Source organism: Marivirga tractuosa (assembly GCF_042140215.1).
Taxonomy (GTDB): Bacteria; Bacteroidota; Bacteroidia; order Cytophagales; family Cyclobacteriaceae; genus Marivirga; species Marivirga tractuosa_A.
In genome coordinates this window covers 3720191-3740271 of the sequence record NZ_CP159478.1, presented here as the reverse complement: position 1 = coordinate 3740271, position 20081 = coordinate 3720191, and the positions used below count along the sequence as shown (strand labels likewise).

Annotated in this window: 12 protein-coding genes; 9 read left to right on the top strand and 3 right to left on the bottom strand. The window is 37.0% G+C overall.

All coding sequences use genetic code 11. From position 1 onward, the window contains the following. Nucleotides 1-41 precede the first annotated feature (41 nt). The 9 genes from ABWH96_RS16700 to ABWH96_RS16660 all read left to right on the top strand — a co-directional run bounded on the left by ABWH96_RS16700 (nt 42) and on the right by ABWH96_RS16660 (nt 16735). Nucleotides 42-1295, top strand: a complete 1254-nt coding sequence (locus ABWH96_RS16700) for an efflux RND transporter periplasmic adaptor subunit (RefSeq protein WP_375578648.1) — start codon at nt 42-44, stop codon at nt 1293-1295. Between the two features lie 393 nt (nt 1296-1688). After that, nucleotides 1689-2387 carry an ABC transporter ATP-binding protein gene (locus ABWH96_RS16695; RefSeq protein WP_375578647.1) on the top strand — a complete coding sequence of 233 codons (699 nt, stop codon included), beginning with the start codon at nt 1689-1691 and terminating at the stop codon, nt 2385-2387. 293 nt (nt 2388-2680) lie between these two features. Continuing rightward, nucleotides 2681-5074, top strand: a complete 2394-nt coding sequence (locus tag ABWH96_RS16690) for an ABC transporter permease (RefSeq protein WP_375578646.1) — start codon at nt 2681-2683, stop codon at nt 5072-5074. 31 nt (nt 5075-5105) lie between these two features. Then, the gene (locus tag ABWH96_RS16685; protein ID WP_375578645.1) at nt 5106-7565 is read left to right on the top strand and encodes an ABC transporter permease; all 2460 of its coding nucleotides are present in this window, start codon (nt 5106-5108) and stop codon (nt 7563-7565) included. A gap of 37 nt (nt 7566-7602) precedes the next feature. Continuing rightward, a complete protein-coding gene (locus tag ABWH96_RS16680) occupies nt 7603-10050 on the top strand; it encodes an FtsX-like permease family protein (protein ID WP_375578644.1) in 2448 nt (815 codons plus the stop codon). Between the two features lie 18 nt (nt 10051-10068). Beyond that, nucleotides 10069-12471, top strand: a complete 2403-nt coding sequence (locus tag ABWH96_RS16675) for an ABC transporter permease (RefSeq protein WP_375578643.1) — start codon at nt 10069-10071, stop codon at nt 12469-12471. 415 nt (nt 12472-12886) lie between these two features. Beyond that, on the top strand, nt 12887-13897 hold the full coding sequence (locus ABWH96_RS16670; protein WP_375578642.1) for an IS110 family transposase: 1011 nt from the start codon (nt 12887-12889) through the stop codon (nt 13895-13897). A 462-nt stretch (nt 13898-14359) separates the two neighbouring features. After that, nucleotides 14360-14902: an ABC transporter permease gene (locus tag ABWH96_RS16665; RefSeq protein WP_375578641.1), complete on the top strand. Its 543-nt coding sequence runs from the start codon at nt 14360-14362 to the stop codon at nt 14900-14902. 93 nt (nt 14903-14995) lie between these two features. Then, entirely contained in the window at nt 14996-16735 is a 1740-nt protein-coding gene (locus ABWH96_RS16660; protein WP_375578640.1) for an FtsX-like permease family protein, read from the top strand. Between the two features lie 172 nt (nt 16736-16907). Here the strand turns inward: ABWH96_RS16660 and ABWH96_RS16655 are convergent, their stop codons facing one another. Genes ABWH96_RS16655 through ABWH96_RS16645 form a run of 3 tightly spaced genes read right to left on the bottom strand, consistent with a single transcriptional unit; the run spans nt 16908 to nt 20074 of the window. Next, the gene (locus tag ABWH96_RS16655) at nt 16908-18362 is read right to left on the bottom strand and encodes a S41 family peptidase (protein WP_375578639.1); all 1455 of its coding nucleotides are present in this window, start codon (nt 18360-18362) and stop codon (nt 16908-16910) included. Nucleotides 18363-18386: 24 nt separating this feature from the next. Beyond that, complete coding sequence (locus ABWH96_RS16650; RefSeq protein ID WP_375578638.1) at nt 18387-18953, bottom strand: hypothetical protein; 567 nt, start codon at nt 18951-18953, stop codon at nt 18387-18389. After that, complete coding sequence (locus ABWH96_RS16645) at nt 18950-20074, bottom strand: serine hydrolase domain-containing protein (protein WP_375578637.1); 1125 nt, start codon at nt 20072-20074, stop codon at nt 18950-18952. Before ABWH96_RS16645 ends, ABWH96_RS16650 begins: the two co-directional genes overlap by 4 nt. Between the last annotated feature and the right edge of the window lie 7 nt (nt 20075-20081).

The window sequence follows — 20081 nt, the reverse complement described above, 5'->3', positions numbered from 1 at the left end:
ACAGAGTTGGTAAAAGTGTATTTGCATTATTATAAATTTCAATGGATAAGAAAATAGTACAAAAAAAGTGGACGGGCAAAAGGTTGCTATTAATAGGTTTGGGAATTCTCATTTTAAGCCTGATTGTTTACCAATTGCTTTTTGCAGATAATCGCTCTACACTCAATGTAAATAAAGATAGACTCAGCATAGGCACGGTGAAAATGGGCGAGTTCAAGGATTTTATTCCGGTTACCGGCAATGTGGAACCAGGTGAGACTTTCTATTTGGATGCCATTGAAGGCGGAATTATAGCCGAAATTGTGCGGGAGTCTGGAGCCATAGTGGAAAAAGGCGATACCATTCTAACCTTAACCAATTCCAATTTGCAGTTGGAGGTGATGCAAAGGGAAACGCAACTTTATGAGCAAATCAATAATCTTAGACAAACCCGCTTATTGCTCGACCAAAATGATTTAAGTCAACAAGCGCAATTAGCCGAAATTGATTATCAACTAAATTTATTAAAGCCACAATATATTCGCTTTAAAAGTCTTTTTGAGCAGAAGCTGATTTCCGAAAGAGAATTTGAGGAGGTAAGGGAGAATTATGAATATAATGTAAAGCGCAAGCAGTTGACCTACAGGAGTTATAAGAATGATTCCGTTGCCCGTGTTTTTCAATTGCGACAGTTGAGCAATTCTGAAGCTAGAATGCAGAGAAGTTTGGATGCAGTCGGCAAGATATTAAATAACCTGACTTTGAAAGCTTCCAGAGACGGGCAGCTGGCTACTCCACAATTGGAAGTAGGGCAATCAGTGAGTTCAGGTCAGCGCTTAGGACAAATTGATGTGATGAACAATTACAAAATCAGGGTAGCCATAGATGAGCTGTACTTACCAAGAGTAGACCTCGGACAAAATGGAAGTTTTACCTTTTCTGGAGGAGAGTATAATCTTGTCATCAATAAAATTTACCCGACTATCAGTAATGGGAGATTTGAAGTGGATATGGTTTTTGAAGGTGAAAGTCCAGAAGGCATTAGAAGAGGGCAAACTGTAAGAATCAAATTGGAATTAGGCGCCACAGAAGAGACTTTATTATTGCCAGTTGGTGGTTTTTATAAAGATACGGGCGGCAACTGGGCGTATGTCATTAATCCAGCTAATAAAGATGAGGCCGTAAAACAGCCGATCAGATTGGGTAGAAAAAATATAGATTATTACGAAGTACTGGAAGGCTTAGCAGCCGGTGATCAGGTGATCGTCTCGGGCTATGAGAATTATGGGGATAATGAGAAGCTGAGTTTGGAGTAGGGTGAGGGGTGTTGGATGATGGGTGTTGGATGATGGATGGTAGCACCTAGGTCAGTACCGCAGGTCAGACCGGAAGCCCCCTAACCCGCTAGCTAGCGGGGAGTTTGGAGCCTTGAAAATACTAAGGAGGAAAGTTGGAGATTGTAGAAGGAAAAAGTGGGGTGAGGGATGATGGGTGAGGGGTGATGGATGGTAGCACTTAGGTCAGTACCGAAGGTCAGACCGGGAATAGAAATAAAGTAAAAAAAATAGAAATAGATTATATTAATAAATTAGAAACAATAGACATGGCAACTTCATAACGCGGCAACTTGCAAACATGAAAACATGAAAACCTGCAAACCTGCCAACATGATAACTTGCCAACCTGATAACTTGTAAACTTTAAAAAATATGGATCATGTAATTAAAACGGTTGATTTAACGAAGCTTTATACTACTGAGGAGGTGGAGACAACGGCTTTGAATAATATTAACATCGAAATCAAGAAAGGCGAATTTGTCGCTATAATGGGCCCTTCGGGTTGTGGGAAATCTACTTTGCTCAATATTTTGGGCTTGTTGGATAATCCTAATTCGGGAGAATACCATTTTGTGGATCATGAAGTGGCTAAATATTCAGAACGCCAGAGAGCACAACTGAGAAAAGGCTCTATTGGCTTCGTTTTCCAAAGCTTTAACCTCATTGACGAGCTGACGGTATTTGAGAATGTAGAGTTGCCATTGCTTTATATGAAAGTGCCTTCTGCCGAAAGAAAAGCAATGGTAGAAGAAGTGTTGACTCGCATGAATATTATGCACAGGCGCAATCACTTTCCGCAGCAGTTGTCCGGTGGACAGCAGCAAAGGGTGGCCATTTCAAGAGCCATTGTAGCCAAGCCAGATGTAATCCTTGCCGATGAGCCAACCGGTAATTTGGATTCAGCCAATGGCGAGGAAGTAATGAAATTATTGGAACAATTGAATAATGAAGGCACCACCATCGTGATGGTAACGCACTCCCCACATGATTCCAATTATGCGCATAGAGTCATCAATTTATTTGACGGCCAAGTAGTGACAGAAAATATCAGAGAGCAGTTCCATGTTTGATAACTGAACTTTTACAATGTTAGAAAATAGTGATAATCCGTATAGTTTTCTTCTGATTTAAATCGGAGAGACTATCCCGCCAGCTGGCGGGGATTATAGGGGTGTCGCTAGAGAGGATTAAAATAATTGAATCCTTGTCGGTGACTCACCGATCAGGGGTTAGGTAACAAAAATTTCCTTTGCGAAAACTTTGCGCCTTAGCGTCTTCGCGAGAAATAATAAGCGTCAAAGACGCCTGCAATCGAGTTGTTTTATAGTAGAAATAAAGTACCTCAAAATTTAAAATTACGGCCATGCTAAAAAACTATATAAAAATCGCCTTTAGAAACTTGTGGAAGAATAAGACCTATTCTATCATCAATATTGTAGGACTGACGCTAGGTATTACCTGCAGCAGTCTGCTATTTATGCTGGTGATTGATGAGTTTTCTTATGACAGTATGTATGATCAAAAGGACAGACTCTACAGACTGGTTGAGATTAATACGAGTCCTGAAGGAGAACGAGAATTCGGTATGGTGCCAGGACCAACTGGTAAAGTCTTGAGTGATGATTACGAGGAAATTGAGGATTACACACGCTTATATAAGTTTGGCGGTCAAATAGTGTTTCAACACAATGAGGAAGCCTATGAAGAGCATGATTATTACTTTGCGGAGCCTAATTTCTTTGAACTGTTTAATTTAGAGTGGATAGCCGGAGATCCCGCTACGGCACTTGAGAAACCTTTTGCGGTAGTCATAGATGAGGAATGGGCTATGAAGTTGTTTGGCACTACTGATGCATTGGGTAAAACCTTACAATCTGGCGGAGAAACGGATTTTTTGGTGACCGGTGTCATTAAAAACCTACCTCAGAACTCTCATATTCAATATAAAATATTAGTGGGGATTCCCACTGGCATGGAGTTTTATAAGCAAATATCCACCAGTTGGGATCAATACGGTGCCTATACCTATCTGCTGTTAAATGAAAACGCGCAGCCAGAAAGTATTCACCAAAAAATGGAGGGTTTCGTAGCCAGTCATTTCGAAAAACCGGAAGAACATGATTTCTATTTACAAGCGCTGCCCGATATCCATTTTAACTCTGCTTCAATTGAATATGGAGTTGATACCAACAAAGGAGAAATCACTTATGTCTATATTTTCATGGCAATCGGGATTTTTATGCTCCTCATTGCCTGTATTAATTATATGAATCTGGCAACAGCCAAAGCCCTGGATAGAGGCAAGGAAGTTGGCATTCGAAAAGTTTCCGGTGCTTTCCAACACCAGTTGGTCACACAATTCCTTTCAGAGTCAACTTTAATGGCTTTTATCGCTTTCATTCTGTCCTTTTTTCTAGTAGATCTGCTATTACCCATTTTCAATTCGTTTACCGACAAAAATTTCGTTTTTAACATGGACACTGTCGGCACCATTTTCTTACTCATTTTAGGTGTTACTGTAGTGGTAGGCCTTCTTTCAGGAAGCTATCCAGCTATTCTGATGTCACGCCTAAAAACCACCTACATCTTAAAAGGAGCCATGCAAACCGGCAAGGGAAGCGTTGCGCTTCGAAAGGTGTTGGTGAGCACTCAGTTTACATTATCCATTGTGATGATCATTGCCACTTTGGTGGCTTATCGACAGCTGCAATATATCCAAGATGTTCCCTTAGGTTTTGAGAATGAACAAATGCTGATTGTCGATATCAATAATGGCGAAGTAAGACAACGTTTTGAAACCATTAAAGCCGAGTATGCTAATTCTCCTTATGTGGAAGGCGTTGCCGTTTCCTCAAGGGTACCGGGCGAGTGGAAATCCTTACAGGAAGTATATACCAAAAACTTTGGAAGTGCTGATTCCATGAAAATGAATTATATCGGCTTTGATGAAGATATGATTGATTTATACAAAATGGAATTGACTAAAGGAGCAAATTTCACAGGCAATAAATCGGTGGATTCATTGCATATCATTATTAACGAAACAGCTGTTCAAACCTTAGGACTGGAAGATCCCATTGGTAAATATTTGGAGCTAAGTGATGATGGAACCCGTCAGCAATTACAAATAGCAGGCGTGGTGAAAGATTTCAACTTTGAATCTTTGCATAACGAAGTGGGGCCAATGATTTTGGGATTTAGATCCAATCCGTTTCAAAGCATCGATTACTTTTCATTAAAATTTAATTCTGAACATACGGAAGAAGTCCTTGCACATGCGGATAAAGTACATAAAATGTTCGATACTTTCTCTTCCATGGAATACCATTTTCTTGATGAGCAATGGGCGGCATTTTACAAAGAAGATAGGAGGGTAAGCAATGTATTTGCCATTGGTGGAGGAGTCACCATATTCATAGCCTGCTTAGGACTATTTGGTCTGGCCTCTTTCATCATTCAGCAACGCACCAAAGAAATTGGTATTCGCAAGGTGTTGGGAGCTAATGTAACCAACATAGTGGGTTTACTATCGAAAGATTTCTTAAAACTCATCTTGATTTCCATTTTGATTGCTGTTCCAATTGCATGGTATGCCATGGAAAGCTGGCTGCAAGATTTCGCTTACAGAATTGATGTGAGCTGGTGGATATTTGCCCTGTCAGGTTTTGTGGTCCTGGCTATTGCATTTTTCACCATCAGTATTCAATCCTTAAAAGTAGCCTTTAGAAATCCTGTGGATTCATTGAAACAAGAATAATTCATAGATTATTGATATTAAAAATAAAGCCATGATCAAAAACTATATAAAAATCGCCTTTAGAAACTTATTAAAATATAAGCTTTATTCAACAATTAACCTCATCGGCCTATCTGTAGGTCTAGGAATAAGTATCCTGATATTTTTATTTGTTCAACATGAAAATTCCTTTGATGATTTTCATGTTAAAAAAGATAGGATCGTGCGTGGTTTATGGGAATCAGGAGAAGAAGGAAATGTAGGCACTTCTGCAAGTACACCAATGGCTTTCCCTACTACTATAAGAGCAAAATTCGATGGGGTAGAAAAAGCAACGCATTATGTGAATACTGGGGCTTTAACCAAAATTGAAGGCGGACAAAGTATAGATCAACAGCTCCATGTTGTAAGTGCTGATTTCCTGGATATTTTTTCTTTTGAATCATTGAAAGGAGAAAACAATCCTTTCTTAAATGAAGAGGATGCATCACAAATCGTGATCACCAAAAAAGTAGCAGAAAGGTATTTTGGTACTACAGATGCTCTTGGAAAAACATTGCTTATTCAATTAGGATTAGCCTATCAGCCTTTTATAGTAAAATCTGTGCTGGCAAACCCTCCGTCCAATTCAAGCCTTGATTTTGAAATTTTATTACCCGAAGCCACCTTAAAAACGATCATAGGAGAGGATTACCAGGACAGATGGCACAATACCTATGGTGGAAGTTTTGTTCTACTGGCAGAGGGAAGTAGTATTTCTGATTTGGAAGCTGGTTTTGCTTCCTTGGTCCGTGAAATAGTGGAAAGAGATGAAGAGGAAGATGTATATAATTTGCATTTGCAATCCCTTGAGGAAATTCATCTCGACAGCAGCATTGAAACCAGTACAGTAGTTGCTACTAATCCTAAGCTTTTGTGGATTCTCTCTGGAATTGCAGTGCTGATTCTATTGATTGCTTGTATTAATTTCACCACCTTATCGATAGGCAGGTCAGCAACCAGAGCTAAGGAAGTAGGCGTTCGAAAAACAATGGGCGCTGCCTATAAACAGCTTTTTGGTCAATTTATGACGGAATCGATGCTTATGACTTTTGCGGCTGCCATAGTGGGTATTGTGCTAGCAAATTTATTCCTTCCTGTTTTTAATAATCTTTTTGAAAAATCACTAGAGATAATTTTTAGTCCGGTGCAACTGGCTATTATCCTAGCTCTGCTCATTTTGATTACTTTCATAGCAGGAGCATATCCGGCTTTGTTTCTTTCACAATTGCGTCCAATTGCAGTGTTGAAGAGTAGTTTAAATCTTAATTTCGGTAAGCAAGGGCTGCGAAAATTCCTTTTAGGATTTCAGCTTTTCCTTTCACTTTTCTTACTGGCTTGTACACTTATTATGTACAAGCAAATGAAGGAAATCAACCAATTTAATTTGGGCTTTACCAAAGATAATATTCTGATGGTGGAAGTACCCGCAATTCCTGATCAGAGCATCATTAAAATTATTGATCAGAGTTTCAAAAAAGCGGATCGATATAAAAAAGTGATTCAGCAAAATGCTCAAATTGAAAGTGCAGCCATTGCGAATGCAACTTATGGAAACGAAACCTGGTGGGAGGGTGGTTTTCCTGACAAAACAGGGGAAATGCAATACTTCAAATTCAGTTTTGTAGGAGCTGAATATGCAGATATTTTGGATTTGGAATTTGTAGCTGGAAGAAATTTCTCAGCTGATATTCCTTCAGATAGCGGTGCGGTCATTATTAATGAAGCTTTTGCCCAACTGATGAAAATGGAAAATCCGCTTCAAGAGCAAATTCATTCTGCCAAGGGAGAAGGATTTAAAAACAATAGGATTATTGGTGTGATGAAGGATTTTCACCATGCGGCACTTTATGATAAAATTGAGCCTGTGATGATTGCATTAAATCCTCAAGCCATTTTCTCGGGTATCAATTCCCTGAATATTTCTGGAGGGACAAATCCTACGGTTTACGTAAAAGCTGCCTCTGATGATTTCCAGGCTGTATTATCAACTCTGAAGAGCGAATGGGTGAAATTGTATCCTGAGGAACCGTTTAATTTCTCATTTTTAGATGAGGTAGTGCAAAGACAGTATCTAGCCGATCAACAGCTAGGTAAGATGGTTGGGATAGCCTCTTTGGTTGCCATTTTCATAGCTGCAATGGGCTTATTCGCACTTGCCTCCCTTTCAATTACTGGCAGGATGAAAGAGATTGGTATCCGAAAAGTGATGGGAGCTTCTGCTTATAATATTTCATTAATGTTTAACAAAGAATTTCTCAAAATCACACTGATAGGAATTGTGCTGGCGATGCCGGTAAGTTATTGGTTAATGAGTAAATGGCTGGATCAATTTGAGATGCAATCAGCACCAGGTATTGGGGTTTTCCTTATTACAATTGCCCTTGGGATAGCTTTTACTGTAATTATCGTCTCATTTCAGACTATAAAAGCAGGCTTACTGAACCCAGTTAAAAGTTTGAAGGAAGAATAATAAAATTTGATGTTGCCACTACTTAAAGACTAAGAAAATGTTTAAAAACTATCTAAAAATCGCCTGGAGAAATCTTATGAAAAATAAGCTTTACTCCATTATTAATATTACTGGTTTATCAGTGGGAGTGGCCTGTAGTTTGCTCATATTTTTATACGTTTCAAATGAACTTTCTTATGATGAATTTCATGAAAACAGCATTTTTAGAGCGACTAGAGAATTAAGAATTGGTGACAACGAAGCTAGTTATCCATTTACACCAGCTCCTTTAGCGGCTGTTTTGAATAACGAAATACCAGAAGTAAATCAGTCGGTAAGAATCAGAACGGTAGGATCTTACCTAGTGAAACGTGCAGATTCTGATGAATCCTTTAAAGAAGAAGGATTGATGTTTGCAGATTCCGGATTTTTTCAAGTTTTTAGTTTTCCACTTTTAGAGGGTAATCCAGAACGTCAGTTTAAAGAACCTAATACCATTGCGATAAGTAATCAAATGGCCAAAAAGTACTTCCCGAATCAAAGTGCTATCAATAAGTCATTGGTTTTGGACGGAGAAGATACTTATAAGATTACAGGAGTTTTTGAAGACATTCCTACAAATTCTCATTTCCAAGCTAATTTTTTAATGTCAATGGCCAATCTTAGTAGGGCAGAAAACACTTCCTTTACAAGCAATAATTTTTACACCTATTTTACTGTAGACGATAATGTTGATCCTAATGTGTTACAGACAAAGATTAATGAGGCGGTAAATGTGTATTTGGAACCACAAATCATGAAATTTATGGGAAAAAGCTTGAAAGAGCTTGAAGCCTTAGGGAACTATTATGTGATAGAAATTCAATCGCTAAAAGATATTTATCTGAATTCTGATTTTACGGTTGACATTGGTCTGATGGGTAACAAAGATTACATTTATCTATTTTCAGCTATCGCTATTTTTATCATCATTTTAGCATGCATTAATTTCATGAATTTATCTACGGCTCGCTCAGCCAATCGCTCCAAGGAAGTTGGCGTAAGGAAAGCTTTAGGCTCCAGAAAATCGAATTTGATTAGACAATTTCTGGTGGAATCAATCCTGGTGAGTTTAATATCAATTCTTGCAGGGATTCTCTTGGTGATCATGGTATTGCCGATGTTCAATACCATTACCGGCAAGGTTTTATTAATGCCAGATTATAACTTTATGTTTATTGGGAGTATAGTTATAGGAGCTTTCTTTGTGGGCATATTGGCCGGAATTTATCCAGCCTTTTATTTAAGCTCCTTTAAACCTGTTGAAACACTAAAAGGAAAAGTTTCTTTAGGGGCTGGTAATTCATTTATTAGAAGTGGCTTAGTCGTATTTCAATTTTTCATTAGTATTCTTTTAATTATTGGAACCATCGCAATATATCAACAAATAAATTTTATTCAAAATAAGGAGCTGGGCTTTAAAAAAGAGCGAGTCTTACTGGTAAATGATGCTTATATGCTTAATGACCAACGGCAGGCGTTTAAGGAAGAAGTACGCAAAATTCCAGATGTTAGCCAGGCTTCTTACAGTGGTTTTTTACCTGTCAGTGGTTATAACCGAAGTGATAATACTTATTGGCGTGAAGGGGAACAGCCTACTGAAGATAATCTAGTTGGTACTCAAATTTGGTCTGTAGATCATGATTATTTGAAAACCTATCAAATGGAATTAGTATGGGGACGAGATTTCAAGCCTAATCTTGCATCCGATTCCTCTGCTGTGATTATTAATGAAGCAGCTTTTCGAGCTTTTGGCTTTGAGGATATGAATGGAGATAATTATATTCAAACCAATGCATTTGATCAAGAAACTGGCGAGTTTTCAAGTGAGATGTTTAATAAATACAAAGTGCTAGGAGTCGTTAAGGACTTTCATTACGAATCACTAAAAAATGATATTGGACCATTGGCTTTCCAATTAAATGACAACAGCAGTGTACTGGCTGTTCAACTGGAAACTGATAATATTCAATCTTCTATACAAGCTATTGAGGGATTATGGAAGCAGTTTGCCTCTAGCTTACCATTTAATTATAATTTTCTAGATGCGGAGTTTGACAGCATGTATAATTCCGAAATACGACTAAGTAAAATCTTTACTGTTTTTGCAGGTCTCGCGATTATGATTGGTTGCCTAGGTTTGTTCGCATTAGCCTCTTTTATGGCCGAGCAAAGAACAAAAGAAATAGGCATACGAAAGGTGCTTGGTGCCAGCGTCAATGGTATTGTTCTAATGCTTTCTAAGCAATTCTCCAAGCTGGTATTGATAGCATTTCTTATTGCGGTCCCGCTAGCATGGTGGGGTATTTCAAGCTGGTTGGAAGGTTATGAATACAGAATTTCTATCGGCTGGGAGTTATTTGCGCTATCCGGAGTGGCTGCATTTGTTATAGCTTGGATAACAGTTGCCTATCATTCCATTAAGGTGGCAGTGAGTAATCCGGTTGATTCTTTAAAGAACGAATAATCGTTAATTTAAATCATTATGTTTCTAAACTACCTTAAAATCGCCCTGCGAAATATCAAGCGTCACAGCTTGCGCTCTTTTATTCATGTAATAGGTCTATCCATAGGAATAGCTGCTTGCTTTGTTGTTTATAACTTGGTGAGCTATGAATATAGCTTTGATACCCATCAAAAGGATCGAGATCGAATTTACAGAATATCTTCTGTTACTAGTAATGGAGAGGAAGAGTGGCCTAATCCGGGAACTCCCATTCCTTTGGTTGAAGCGGTTCAAAATGAAATGTCGGCTGCTCAAGAAGTTGCTCCCATCTTCAGTGCCTATCGATTTTTGGTTGAGTCAGCTGATGAGTCAGAGAATTTTGGTATTAGTACTAAGGTGGTATTTGCTGATGAGAAGTACTTTTCTCTATTTGAGTATGTATGGTTAGCAGGATCCGCAATAAGTTCATTAGATCAACCAAATACTGTTGTGCTTACCAAATCTTCGGCTAGAAAGTATTTTGGAGATGAATCTCTAAATACAATTCTTGGTAAGGAATTAGTTTATACTGATACCTTGCGTGTAATGGTGTCGGGAGTGGTGGAAGACGTGCAGCAAAAAACGGATCTTATTTTTACGGATTTCATTTCGTATGAGACGCTTTTAAGTAATAATGAAATCCGAGCCAAGAGGAATGTGGATGACTGGGGGTCTGTTAGCTCAAATGCTCAAATTTTTGTTAAGTTGGCTCCTGACCATAAGACAAAAGCAGATAATGAATTGCTTGCAATCAAAGATAAATACATAGAGCCCGATGGTAATTGGACAACCCAATTTGAATTTGAGCCTTTTAGCAATTTACATTTTTCTAGTACTTTCAATGGGAATTCAGCTGATAGAGCAACCTTGAATGGGTTGATAATAATTGGTTTCTTTATTCTATTTATTGCATGTATCAATTTTATAAACCTAGAAACCGCTCAAGCTAAATTGAGATCAAAGGAAGTTGGGATTAGAAAAACAATGGGTAGTACTAGAAGGCAGTTGATTAGTCAATTTTTGGTAGAGACCTATGTCATAATACTTTTAGCCATAGTAGGAGCTACCTTATTAAGTCAGTTGGCAACATCCTATTTTCAAGAGGTTCTTCCTGCAGATTTTGAGTTTGATTATTGGAATTTCAATAACGCTTTATTTTTGGTGGTGCTTTCATTAATAGTGTTGCTATTATCTGGTTTTTATCCCTCCATGATTCTTTCAGGCTATAGTCCAATAAAAGCAATAAAGGCTAAGGGAATGACCCACAGCAAGTCCAATTTTCAATATTTTTTGAGAAAAAATCTGATTGTATTCCAGTTTGGATCTTCCATTGCATTTATCATTATCGTTTTGGCTATAAATTCTCAGATTGACTTCCTTTTGAATAAAAATATTGGTTTTAATAAAGAGGCAGTCTTACATATTTCCACACCTTTTCAAGGTACTTTAGACAAAACCAAATTACTTAAAAGTGAATTGGAATCGATTGCCGGTGTTGATAAAGTTAGTTTAAGTAATGATATGCTAATTTCTGGCTCAATGTGGACGAGCACAGTAACCCATGATCTTAATGGTGTGGAAGAAGAAGTGAGCATACAGGTTAAAACTGCCGACACCAGCTACCTTTCACTTTACGAAGTTCCCTTTTTAGCAGGAAGAAATTTCAGTTTTGATGAATCTGAGATTGTGATTAACGAGGCCGCTCTGGAAAAGCTCGGGATAGAAAGTGCTCATGCTGCCCTTGGTAAGCAAGTGGAATATGATAGTACATATCTTTCGGTTGTAGGAGTAATCCCAAATATTCACACCCAGTCTATGCATGCAGCTATAAGACCTATGATGATGGGTTATGATGAGAGAAATCTATTTACAGTGAACACTAAGCTGGCCCCAAACGTGGATTTAAGAGCCAGCGTAGATGCCATGCAGGATGCTTTCAAAAATATCTACCCTAATGAAACGAGAGAGTTTACGTTTTTGGATGAGACGGTTGAGAACTTTTATACAAGTGAAGTTCGATTAAGAAAAGTACTGATTTTCTCAACTGTGATTGCAATTCTGATTAGTTGTTTAGGGCTTTTTGGCCTGTCTTCTTTTACCATTGCACAAAGGACGAAGGAAATCAGTATCAGAAAAGTATTAGGTGCTTCTTTATCCAACATCTTATTCCTGATTACCAAGGAGTACGCCTTACTGATATCGATAGCCTTTGTACTGTCCATTTACCCAGCATGGTATTTTCTGAATAATTGGCTAAGCAATTTTCAATACCGAATGGAATTATCTGCATTGACTTTTATTGTTGCAGGCGTTATAGCCCTTGTTTTAAGCTTATTAATAGTAGGGTTACATTCGCTTAAAGCTGCGAACAGCAATCCTGCGGAGGTGCTGAAGGATGAGTGATTTGATGCCCGTATGTCATTCGGTCTGACGCTTCCTTCATTTGCCAAAAAGCAATTTAGCAAAATTATAAGATGAATTATGAAAAGACTGCTAGCGTCTGACCGATACTGATAGGCACAGCTCGAGCTTCTATGGTCGGTGGCACACCGACCATAGAGGCAAGAACCCGCCAGAGGCGGTAGTATTTTCCACAGAGGCTAGCCTTTACTTTGAAAATGAAAAATTTATTAATTTTATTTTAAAGGAAGACAGAGGTGAACTTTGAGGCTGGCAAGGATATTTATTAGTCCTATCTTCCGCATTAGTCCTCTGTCCCTCCTTTACAGTTGATTGGCTTCAAATAGAATGATAGACATCGTGGTCTAATAAAGGCTTTAAAGCACATCAACATTTTCATTCATCTAAAATCAAATTTATGGAAAATCATTCAATTTTCGTAGGGGTTGACGTATCAAAATCTAAGCTAGATTTTACTGTTTTGTTTCAAGAGGATTTGTCATTACAAAGTTTCCACTTTATCTCAAATAATGATAAAAAGGGGATAAAAGCCGCTACTAAACAGATTAAGTCAAAATTTAAGAGCTTAGAAAAGGTACTTTTCTGTTTTGAAAACACAGGGGTTTACTCAATGCCATTAAGTCTAAATTTAAGCGCTTTAGGATTGGATTACTGGGTAGTTTCGCCTATTGAAATCAATAAATCCAAAGGGCTTACCAGAGGTAAAAGTGATAAAACCGATTCCAAAGATATCGCTCTTTATGCTAAAACACATATCCACAAACTCAAATTGAGTTCTTTACCAGAGTCAGATATTTTAAGAATTAAAGTATTACTTGCAGAAAGAAATAAACTAATGAAGTCATTAAAAGCATTGGATACCAGCAAAGAATATGAGAATAACTTTCCTAAAGCAATGATTAAAGAAGCTTTGAGAATTAACAGAAAGATCGTTAAACAACTACAAAAAGCAATTAAGGAAATAGAGCAGAAAATAAAAGAAGTTGTAGTTCAAAATGAAGAAATTAAAACCCAAGCTGAACTGATACAGAGTGTGCCTGGAGTTGGGAAGCAAACAGCTTATCAATTAATTTGCACCACCAATGGTTTTAGAAACTTCAATAATTGGAGACAACTTGCCTGTTACGCTGGTGTAGCACCTTTTGAATATAGCTCTGGATCAAGGATTAGGGGTAAAACAAAGGTTAACCATCATGCAGATAAACAGTTGAAATCGCTTTTAAATATGTGTGCCCTCAGCAGTAAAAAATATGACCCACAGATTAAAACTTATTTCGATAGAAAAGTAGCGGAAGGCAAAAATAAAATGCTAGTATTAAATAACATTAGATGTAAGCTATTGAGTAGGATATTTGCAGTAATAAACCGGCAAACACCCTACATCAATACTCACAAATTTGCAGCATAATATTTAATGATTTAAGCTTGACTTTTATCATAGAATGCGGAAGAGCTATCGCCATCCTCTGGATGGTGATGATTACTGGCGCCTCTGGCGCAAAATAGTAAGATGAGATATAATGTCCTTTCGTTTAAATTTTCTCTAAGGTTTAGTACCTCAGTCTTTGAAATTCAAAAAGTTAACACAAATTTCCCTTTGCGAAAACTTTGCGTCATTGCGGCTTCGCGAGACTTTTTAGCGTCTTTAGACGCCTGCGGTCAATCTTATTATATAGTAGCAAAAAGAAAGGAAGAAAGATAGTGCTGCAAGTGAAATCAATCAACCGACCGCTCACGGACAAACCCACAACAATTACGAACATATCAATTCCAAAAACCTTCCTATTAGCAATATGAGGCTATATTTCACACTATGGCACTTCAATTGAATAAATACTGTCAGACTATTTTCAATTTAAGCAAACAGATCATGTTTAAACATAACCTTCTTATTATCTACCGTAATTTCAAGCGATTTAAAAGTACTTTCTTTATCAACCTTTTGGGACTTTCCACGGGCATGGCTTGTGCACTTCTTATTTTCCTGTGGGTCAATGATGAGCTTTCGGTCGATAAATTCCATGAAAATGATGATCAGCTTTATCAGGTTTATTTACATCATGATGAAAAAGGAGAAATCCGTTCTGCACCGCCAGTCCCGGCACTTTTGGCAGATGTATTGGAAGAGGAAGTTCCGGAAGTGCTCACGGCAGTAGAAGATACAGACACCAATGAGTTTGGGGACAGTTTTTCTTTAGCTATTGGGGAGGATAAAATGAAGGCAAGAGGAAAGTTTTCCGGTGAGGAATATTTTCAGTTATTTTCTTTCCCATTTCTAAAGGGTAATGCTGAAACAGCACTTTCTGATAAAAGCGGTATAGTTTTAACCGAATCTTTAGCCAAAAGGCTTTTTGGAACAACTGAAGCGATAGGCAAAAGCCTTGAATGGCAGATCTTGAAATTCAATGGCTAAGCCCAGGTTTCGGCAGTAATAAATGATTTACCTGATAGCAGCACAGAATCTTTCGAATTTGTACTTCCATTTTCTGTCTTTATAGATGATTTGATGGGACAGGAGCGTAATCATTGGGGCAATTATATAGCGCTTACTTATGTGCAATTGGCTGAAGGAACAGATGTACCTCAGCTGAATGAGAAAATAGCTCCATTGATAAAAAATAAGGTAGAATGGAGTAATGTAGAACCTTTTGTGAAGCAGTACTCCAGCAGATATTTGCATGGAAAATTTGAAAATGGAAAAGAAGCAGGGGGACGCATTACATATGTACGCTTGTTCGGTATTATAGCATTATTTGTTTTATCGATAGCCTGTATCAATTTTATGAATTTAAGTACAGCCCGAGCAGCAGGAAGATTAAAGGAAATAGGCGTAAAAAAGACTTTAGGTGCTAATCGTAAGCAATTAATTATTCAACACCTTGGGGAATCAGTAGCAATGACGATTCTTTCCTTAATTGTGGCTTATTTACTTGTTTTATTGCTATTGCCACAGTTTAATGCGATTACGGATAAGAATCTGAGTATTCAACTAACCCCTAATTTACTGTTAGCCACAGCAGGCATTACGCTTTTCACAGGACTCTTGGCTGGCAGTTATCCTGCACTTTATCTTTCCGGTTTTAAGCCGGTTAGCATTTTAAAAGGAAAATTGACTACCTCAACAGGCGAACTTTGGACCAGAAAAGGCTTAGTGGTTTTCCAATTTGTCATTTCAATCGTGCTTTTAGTGTCCGTTTGGGTAGTTTATAAACAAATTGAATATGTCCAGAATAAAAATCTGGGTTACGAAAGGCAGCAAGTAATCAAAATCCCCATTGAAGGAGAAGTAGCCAATCGTTTGGAATCATTTATTAATCAATTAAAAGCCGTTCCGGGAGTGCTGAATGCTTCAGCAACCACACATTCTATTGTAAAAAGTGGCGCTTCCACTACTGGAGTAACTTGGCAAGGCAAAGATCCTGATAGCAATATATTATTTGAACAAGCCAGGGCATATTATGGATTGATTGAAACTTTAGGCATTGAAATTAAAGAGGGGAGGAGCTTCTCTGATGAATATGGAGCAGAGGAAGACAAAATTATTTTTAATGAAGCAGCCATTAAGGTAATGGGTTTAGAAAATCCAATCGGAAAAACGGTGACCATGTGGGGTAAAGAAAAACAGATCATTGGTGTAGTGAAAGATTTTCATTTTTCTTCCTTACACGAGGAGGTTTCTCCTATGCTTTTTCATTTCGATATCAGTTTTATGCTGAGCATATTTGCTAAAATTAAAGCCAACAGCACGGAAGAATCGCTTGCAGGAATTCAGTCTTTGTATAAGGATTTTAACCCAGGCTTCACTTTAAATTATGAGTTTTTAGATGCTAATTATCAGGCTCAATATCAAGCAGAGCAAAAAGTCTCTTTACTTTCACGCTACTTTGCCGGAATTGCCATTATTATTTCATGTTTAGGCTTGTTCGGATTGGCAGCTTTTACGGCTGAGCGAAGGCAAAAGGAGATAGGCATTAGAAAAATATTGGGAGCAGGAAGCTTGCAGATTATGAAATTACTCTCTGCTGATTTCAGTAAAATGGTATTGATAGCTATTATTATTGCCTTGCCTATAAGCTTTTGGGCTACTCAAAACTGGCTTCAAGGTTTTGCTTACAGTATTGAACCCGAATGGTGGTATTTTGCAGGTGCCGGACTCATTGCATTAGTGATTGCATGGATCACGATCAGCTTTCAAACCATTAAAGCCATACGCTTAAATCCCGCAGAAACTTTAAAGGATGAGTAATCAAGTTTAGTAGCTTTTCCAAAGTCTCAAACTTTGGAAAAGCTACTATTATTTGAGGTTTTTGTATTGAACTTCAGAAAGGCGAACACAAATTTCCCTTTTTATTTTTCTAGAGAATCCTTTTTAGTTTTCCCCCTCTGATTATTATTTTAAATGACTTCTAGCCTTTATTCTATAATTTTTTTTGTAGCAAATTCAAAGTGAAATCCATTTCTACATCATTACTATTGATCCATTCTTTAAAGCTTGGTTCAATTATATGGTCTGGAATTGTACCTCTTCCAAAGTTTTTAGTTAGATCAACTGCATTTGTATATTTATGTAAAGGAATTGTAACTCGTAGTCCGGGCGAGATAACGAAATCGGGCATCATACCACTTGTATTGCCCTGATAGCCACCTCCAGATTCCTGACCAACTACCACTGCTTTATTGTTATAAGAAAGTATTGCAGTGAAATCAGCACAAGAGGACAAACAAAGGCCGTTGGATATAATATAAGTACTGCCATTATAATTAACCTTTGAAGGTTGTTGTAATTCATAGAAATCAAATTCTTTGGTCACCCATGTTTTTTTCCATTGATATAATTCTTCATTCTTTTCTGGTCTTTTATAGAAAAGTCGTTCAAATCCTTCAACATCTTTTGCAATTGCCTCTGTCACTTCAATTTTGTCCCAATATCTAAATGGCTGATCAAAGAAATATGACGCTAAAAATGCAGCATTTGCATCTGTTCCTCCTGTATTGTATCTTAGGTCTATTATCAATTCTTGAATTCCATTTGATTGTATTTCTTGGAAGGCTTCTTGTATGAATTTTTTAAAATTTTGGTTACTATTCTTAATGTCGGTTTTTGCAAATGAGTTTATTTTTAGAATAGCTACATTGTCAATAAATTTAAATTCTAAAGCTTTCTTGTTAATGCCTTTGATGGATTCTAATGAAGGTAGTTTTTCCTTAGATACTCCATTTAGTGTGAACTCTTGAATTTTTTCCTTATCCGATACTTCAATTATGAAAGTTTCATTTGCCTCTATTATGCTTTGATACCAAAATGCAAATCTGTGATCTAATAATAGAATCTTCTCAGTTTGATTATATCCATCTGATGGGATATTATTCAAAAGCTTTTTTATTATTGTATTAATTGGCTTTCCATTAATAGAAAGAAGTTCACTTCCAATTGGAAGTTTTAAATTTGACGCATAATTTTTTGAGATAAACACCTTTCTATTTGAATCAATAAAGATTTCAATTGGAATCATGGTCTCAGTTAAATCTAAATAATCTTGGTGTTCTTTTGAAAGTGAGATACTTGTATGAAGACATCCGATTTGGGCAATTAAAGGTTTAAGTTTTCTGTAAAATTCCAACTCTGTCAATTCCTTTTGAATCGTTTGATTTGTTGAATCGATTAAAAAATCAAATCTGTCTTTTTTTGTAAAGCTGTAGAATCCGGGATGCGCTTTACTTATTTCATCGAATAGACTTGTAGTCCAGTATTTCAAACTGTCGGGATGGTATTTTTTTTGAGGATCAAAATTATTTTCTTGCGCATAGAGGTATGGCGAAATAAGTAAGAATAGGAAGACTATGAATGTTGTTTTTTGAATTGATGATGTCATGATTGATTTTTAGGTAGTGTAATGCTACTGTTTTTTGATGTTTTTCATTAGCGGATAAAAGCCCTCTTCAATTTTTGAACTCAAATTCCCATTTTTCCTATATAAAATATAAGAAGCTCCCCAAAGAATATTGGGATGATCAATTGTTTGTTCAGTGATTTGCTTTAGTGAAGGAACAGTGCTTTCTAGTTTAATTAGCGCATCTTTTATTGGCATCCAATAAACTTCTTCCTCATTTGTGGAAGGTTTCAATGTGCCGCTTTCATAATTGGCTACATAAAGTTGGCGCATATCTGCAGTGGATTTGAATTCATATTTATAGGTAAACAATCCTCTTAAGTCAGGGACTGATGTTTTTATGCCGTAAACAGCAGTCAAACTGTCCAGCACTTCATGGATATTTTGTCTTTCGGTAAAATACACTGCGGGCGTCATCCAGCCATACTGGGTTTTACGCATTAGGATTTCATTATTATCATTGACAATCGTCAGTCTTATAATGGTTTGGTTTGAAGGTGGCGCCTCCTGTGCTTGAACATGATTTATGATGGCTAAAAAGCAGGTTATTAAGCTTAGGACTAAATTTCTCATAACTCATTTTGGTTTTTTAAATAGTTTTTAGTTCTGTCATACAAATGCTTCAAATCATTTTTATGTGATGCATCTCGATTCTCGTCCATTAAAAAAAGTCCGGAAGACATAAGTGAATTCCCAGTGAAATTTCTTTGAACAAATACGAGCTTATTAACAGGATCTATTAACATATATTGCCCACCATAGCCATCGGCCCAAATAATATTTTCATCCATTTCCAACCACCACAAATATCCATAAGCATCCAATGGGGCTTTATTAATATTGTAATCTGATAATTTGGTGTATGGCTTAAAACTTTCTTCTAGCCATTCGGTAGAAATAATCTGCTTATCGTCATAGTTTCCATTTTGTGCAACAAGTGAGCCTACTTTTGCCAAATCTCTAGCACTCATAAATATCCAATAAACAGGATAATCAGATAAGGATTCGTTTGGAATAGGCCAAGGGCTGCCATATACTACATTGGAAGAAGAAAAATCTTGCATTCCTAGTGGCTTTGCTAAATGCTCTTCCATAAACTCGCCAATTGATTTTCCTGATTTTTGTTCAAGGATTACCCCTAAAACATTGAAATCAAAATTGTTATAAAAGAAGTATTCTCCAGGTTTGTATTGCTCTCTTTTTGGTCGGTTATTCTTGGCGTAATCCACTTCCGCCTCAGCTTGAAGGTATACGCCAGAACGCGCCATTAATAAATCTTTTATGGTAGCTGTTTTTTCTTGTTGCGTTAATGGGGTTTTACTTTCATCAATGCCTAAGCTTCCTAAACTTTCATTTAAATTCAATAAGCCTTTTTCTTTTGCAATTCCTATCAAAAGGCTCATGATACTCTTTCTTGCTGAATGACAATTGATTAATTTTTCGGTATCACCATTTTCAAAAATAATCTCATTGTTTTTGAGCGCAATTGCTATTTCAGTTTTAGTGGCGGTATCCTGAATAAAATTCTGCAGTTCTTCTTTAAAGTCCTGTGATAAAATATCTGACTTGTTTAATGGTGTTGCAAATTCCATATTGGGATTGTTAACTCTTGGAGTAAGGCTATAAATTAAAAAAGCAACAATTAGTACTAATAGACTTAATAGTATTCCCTTAAGGTTTTTCTTTATTTTCATCTGTTTT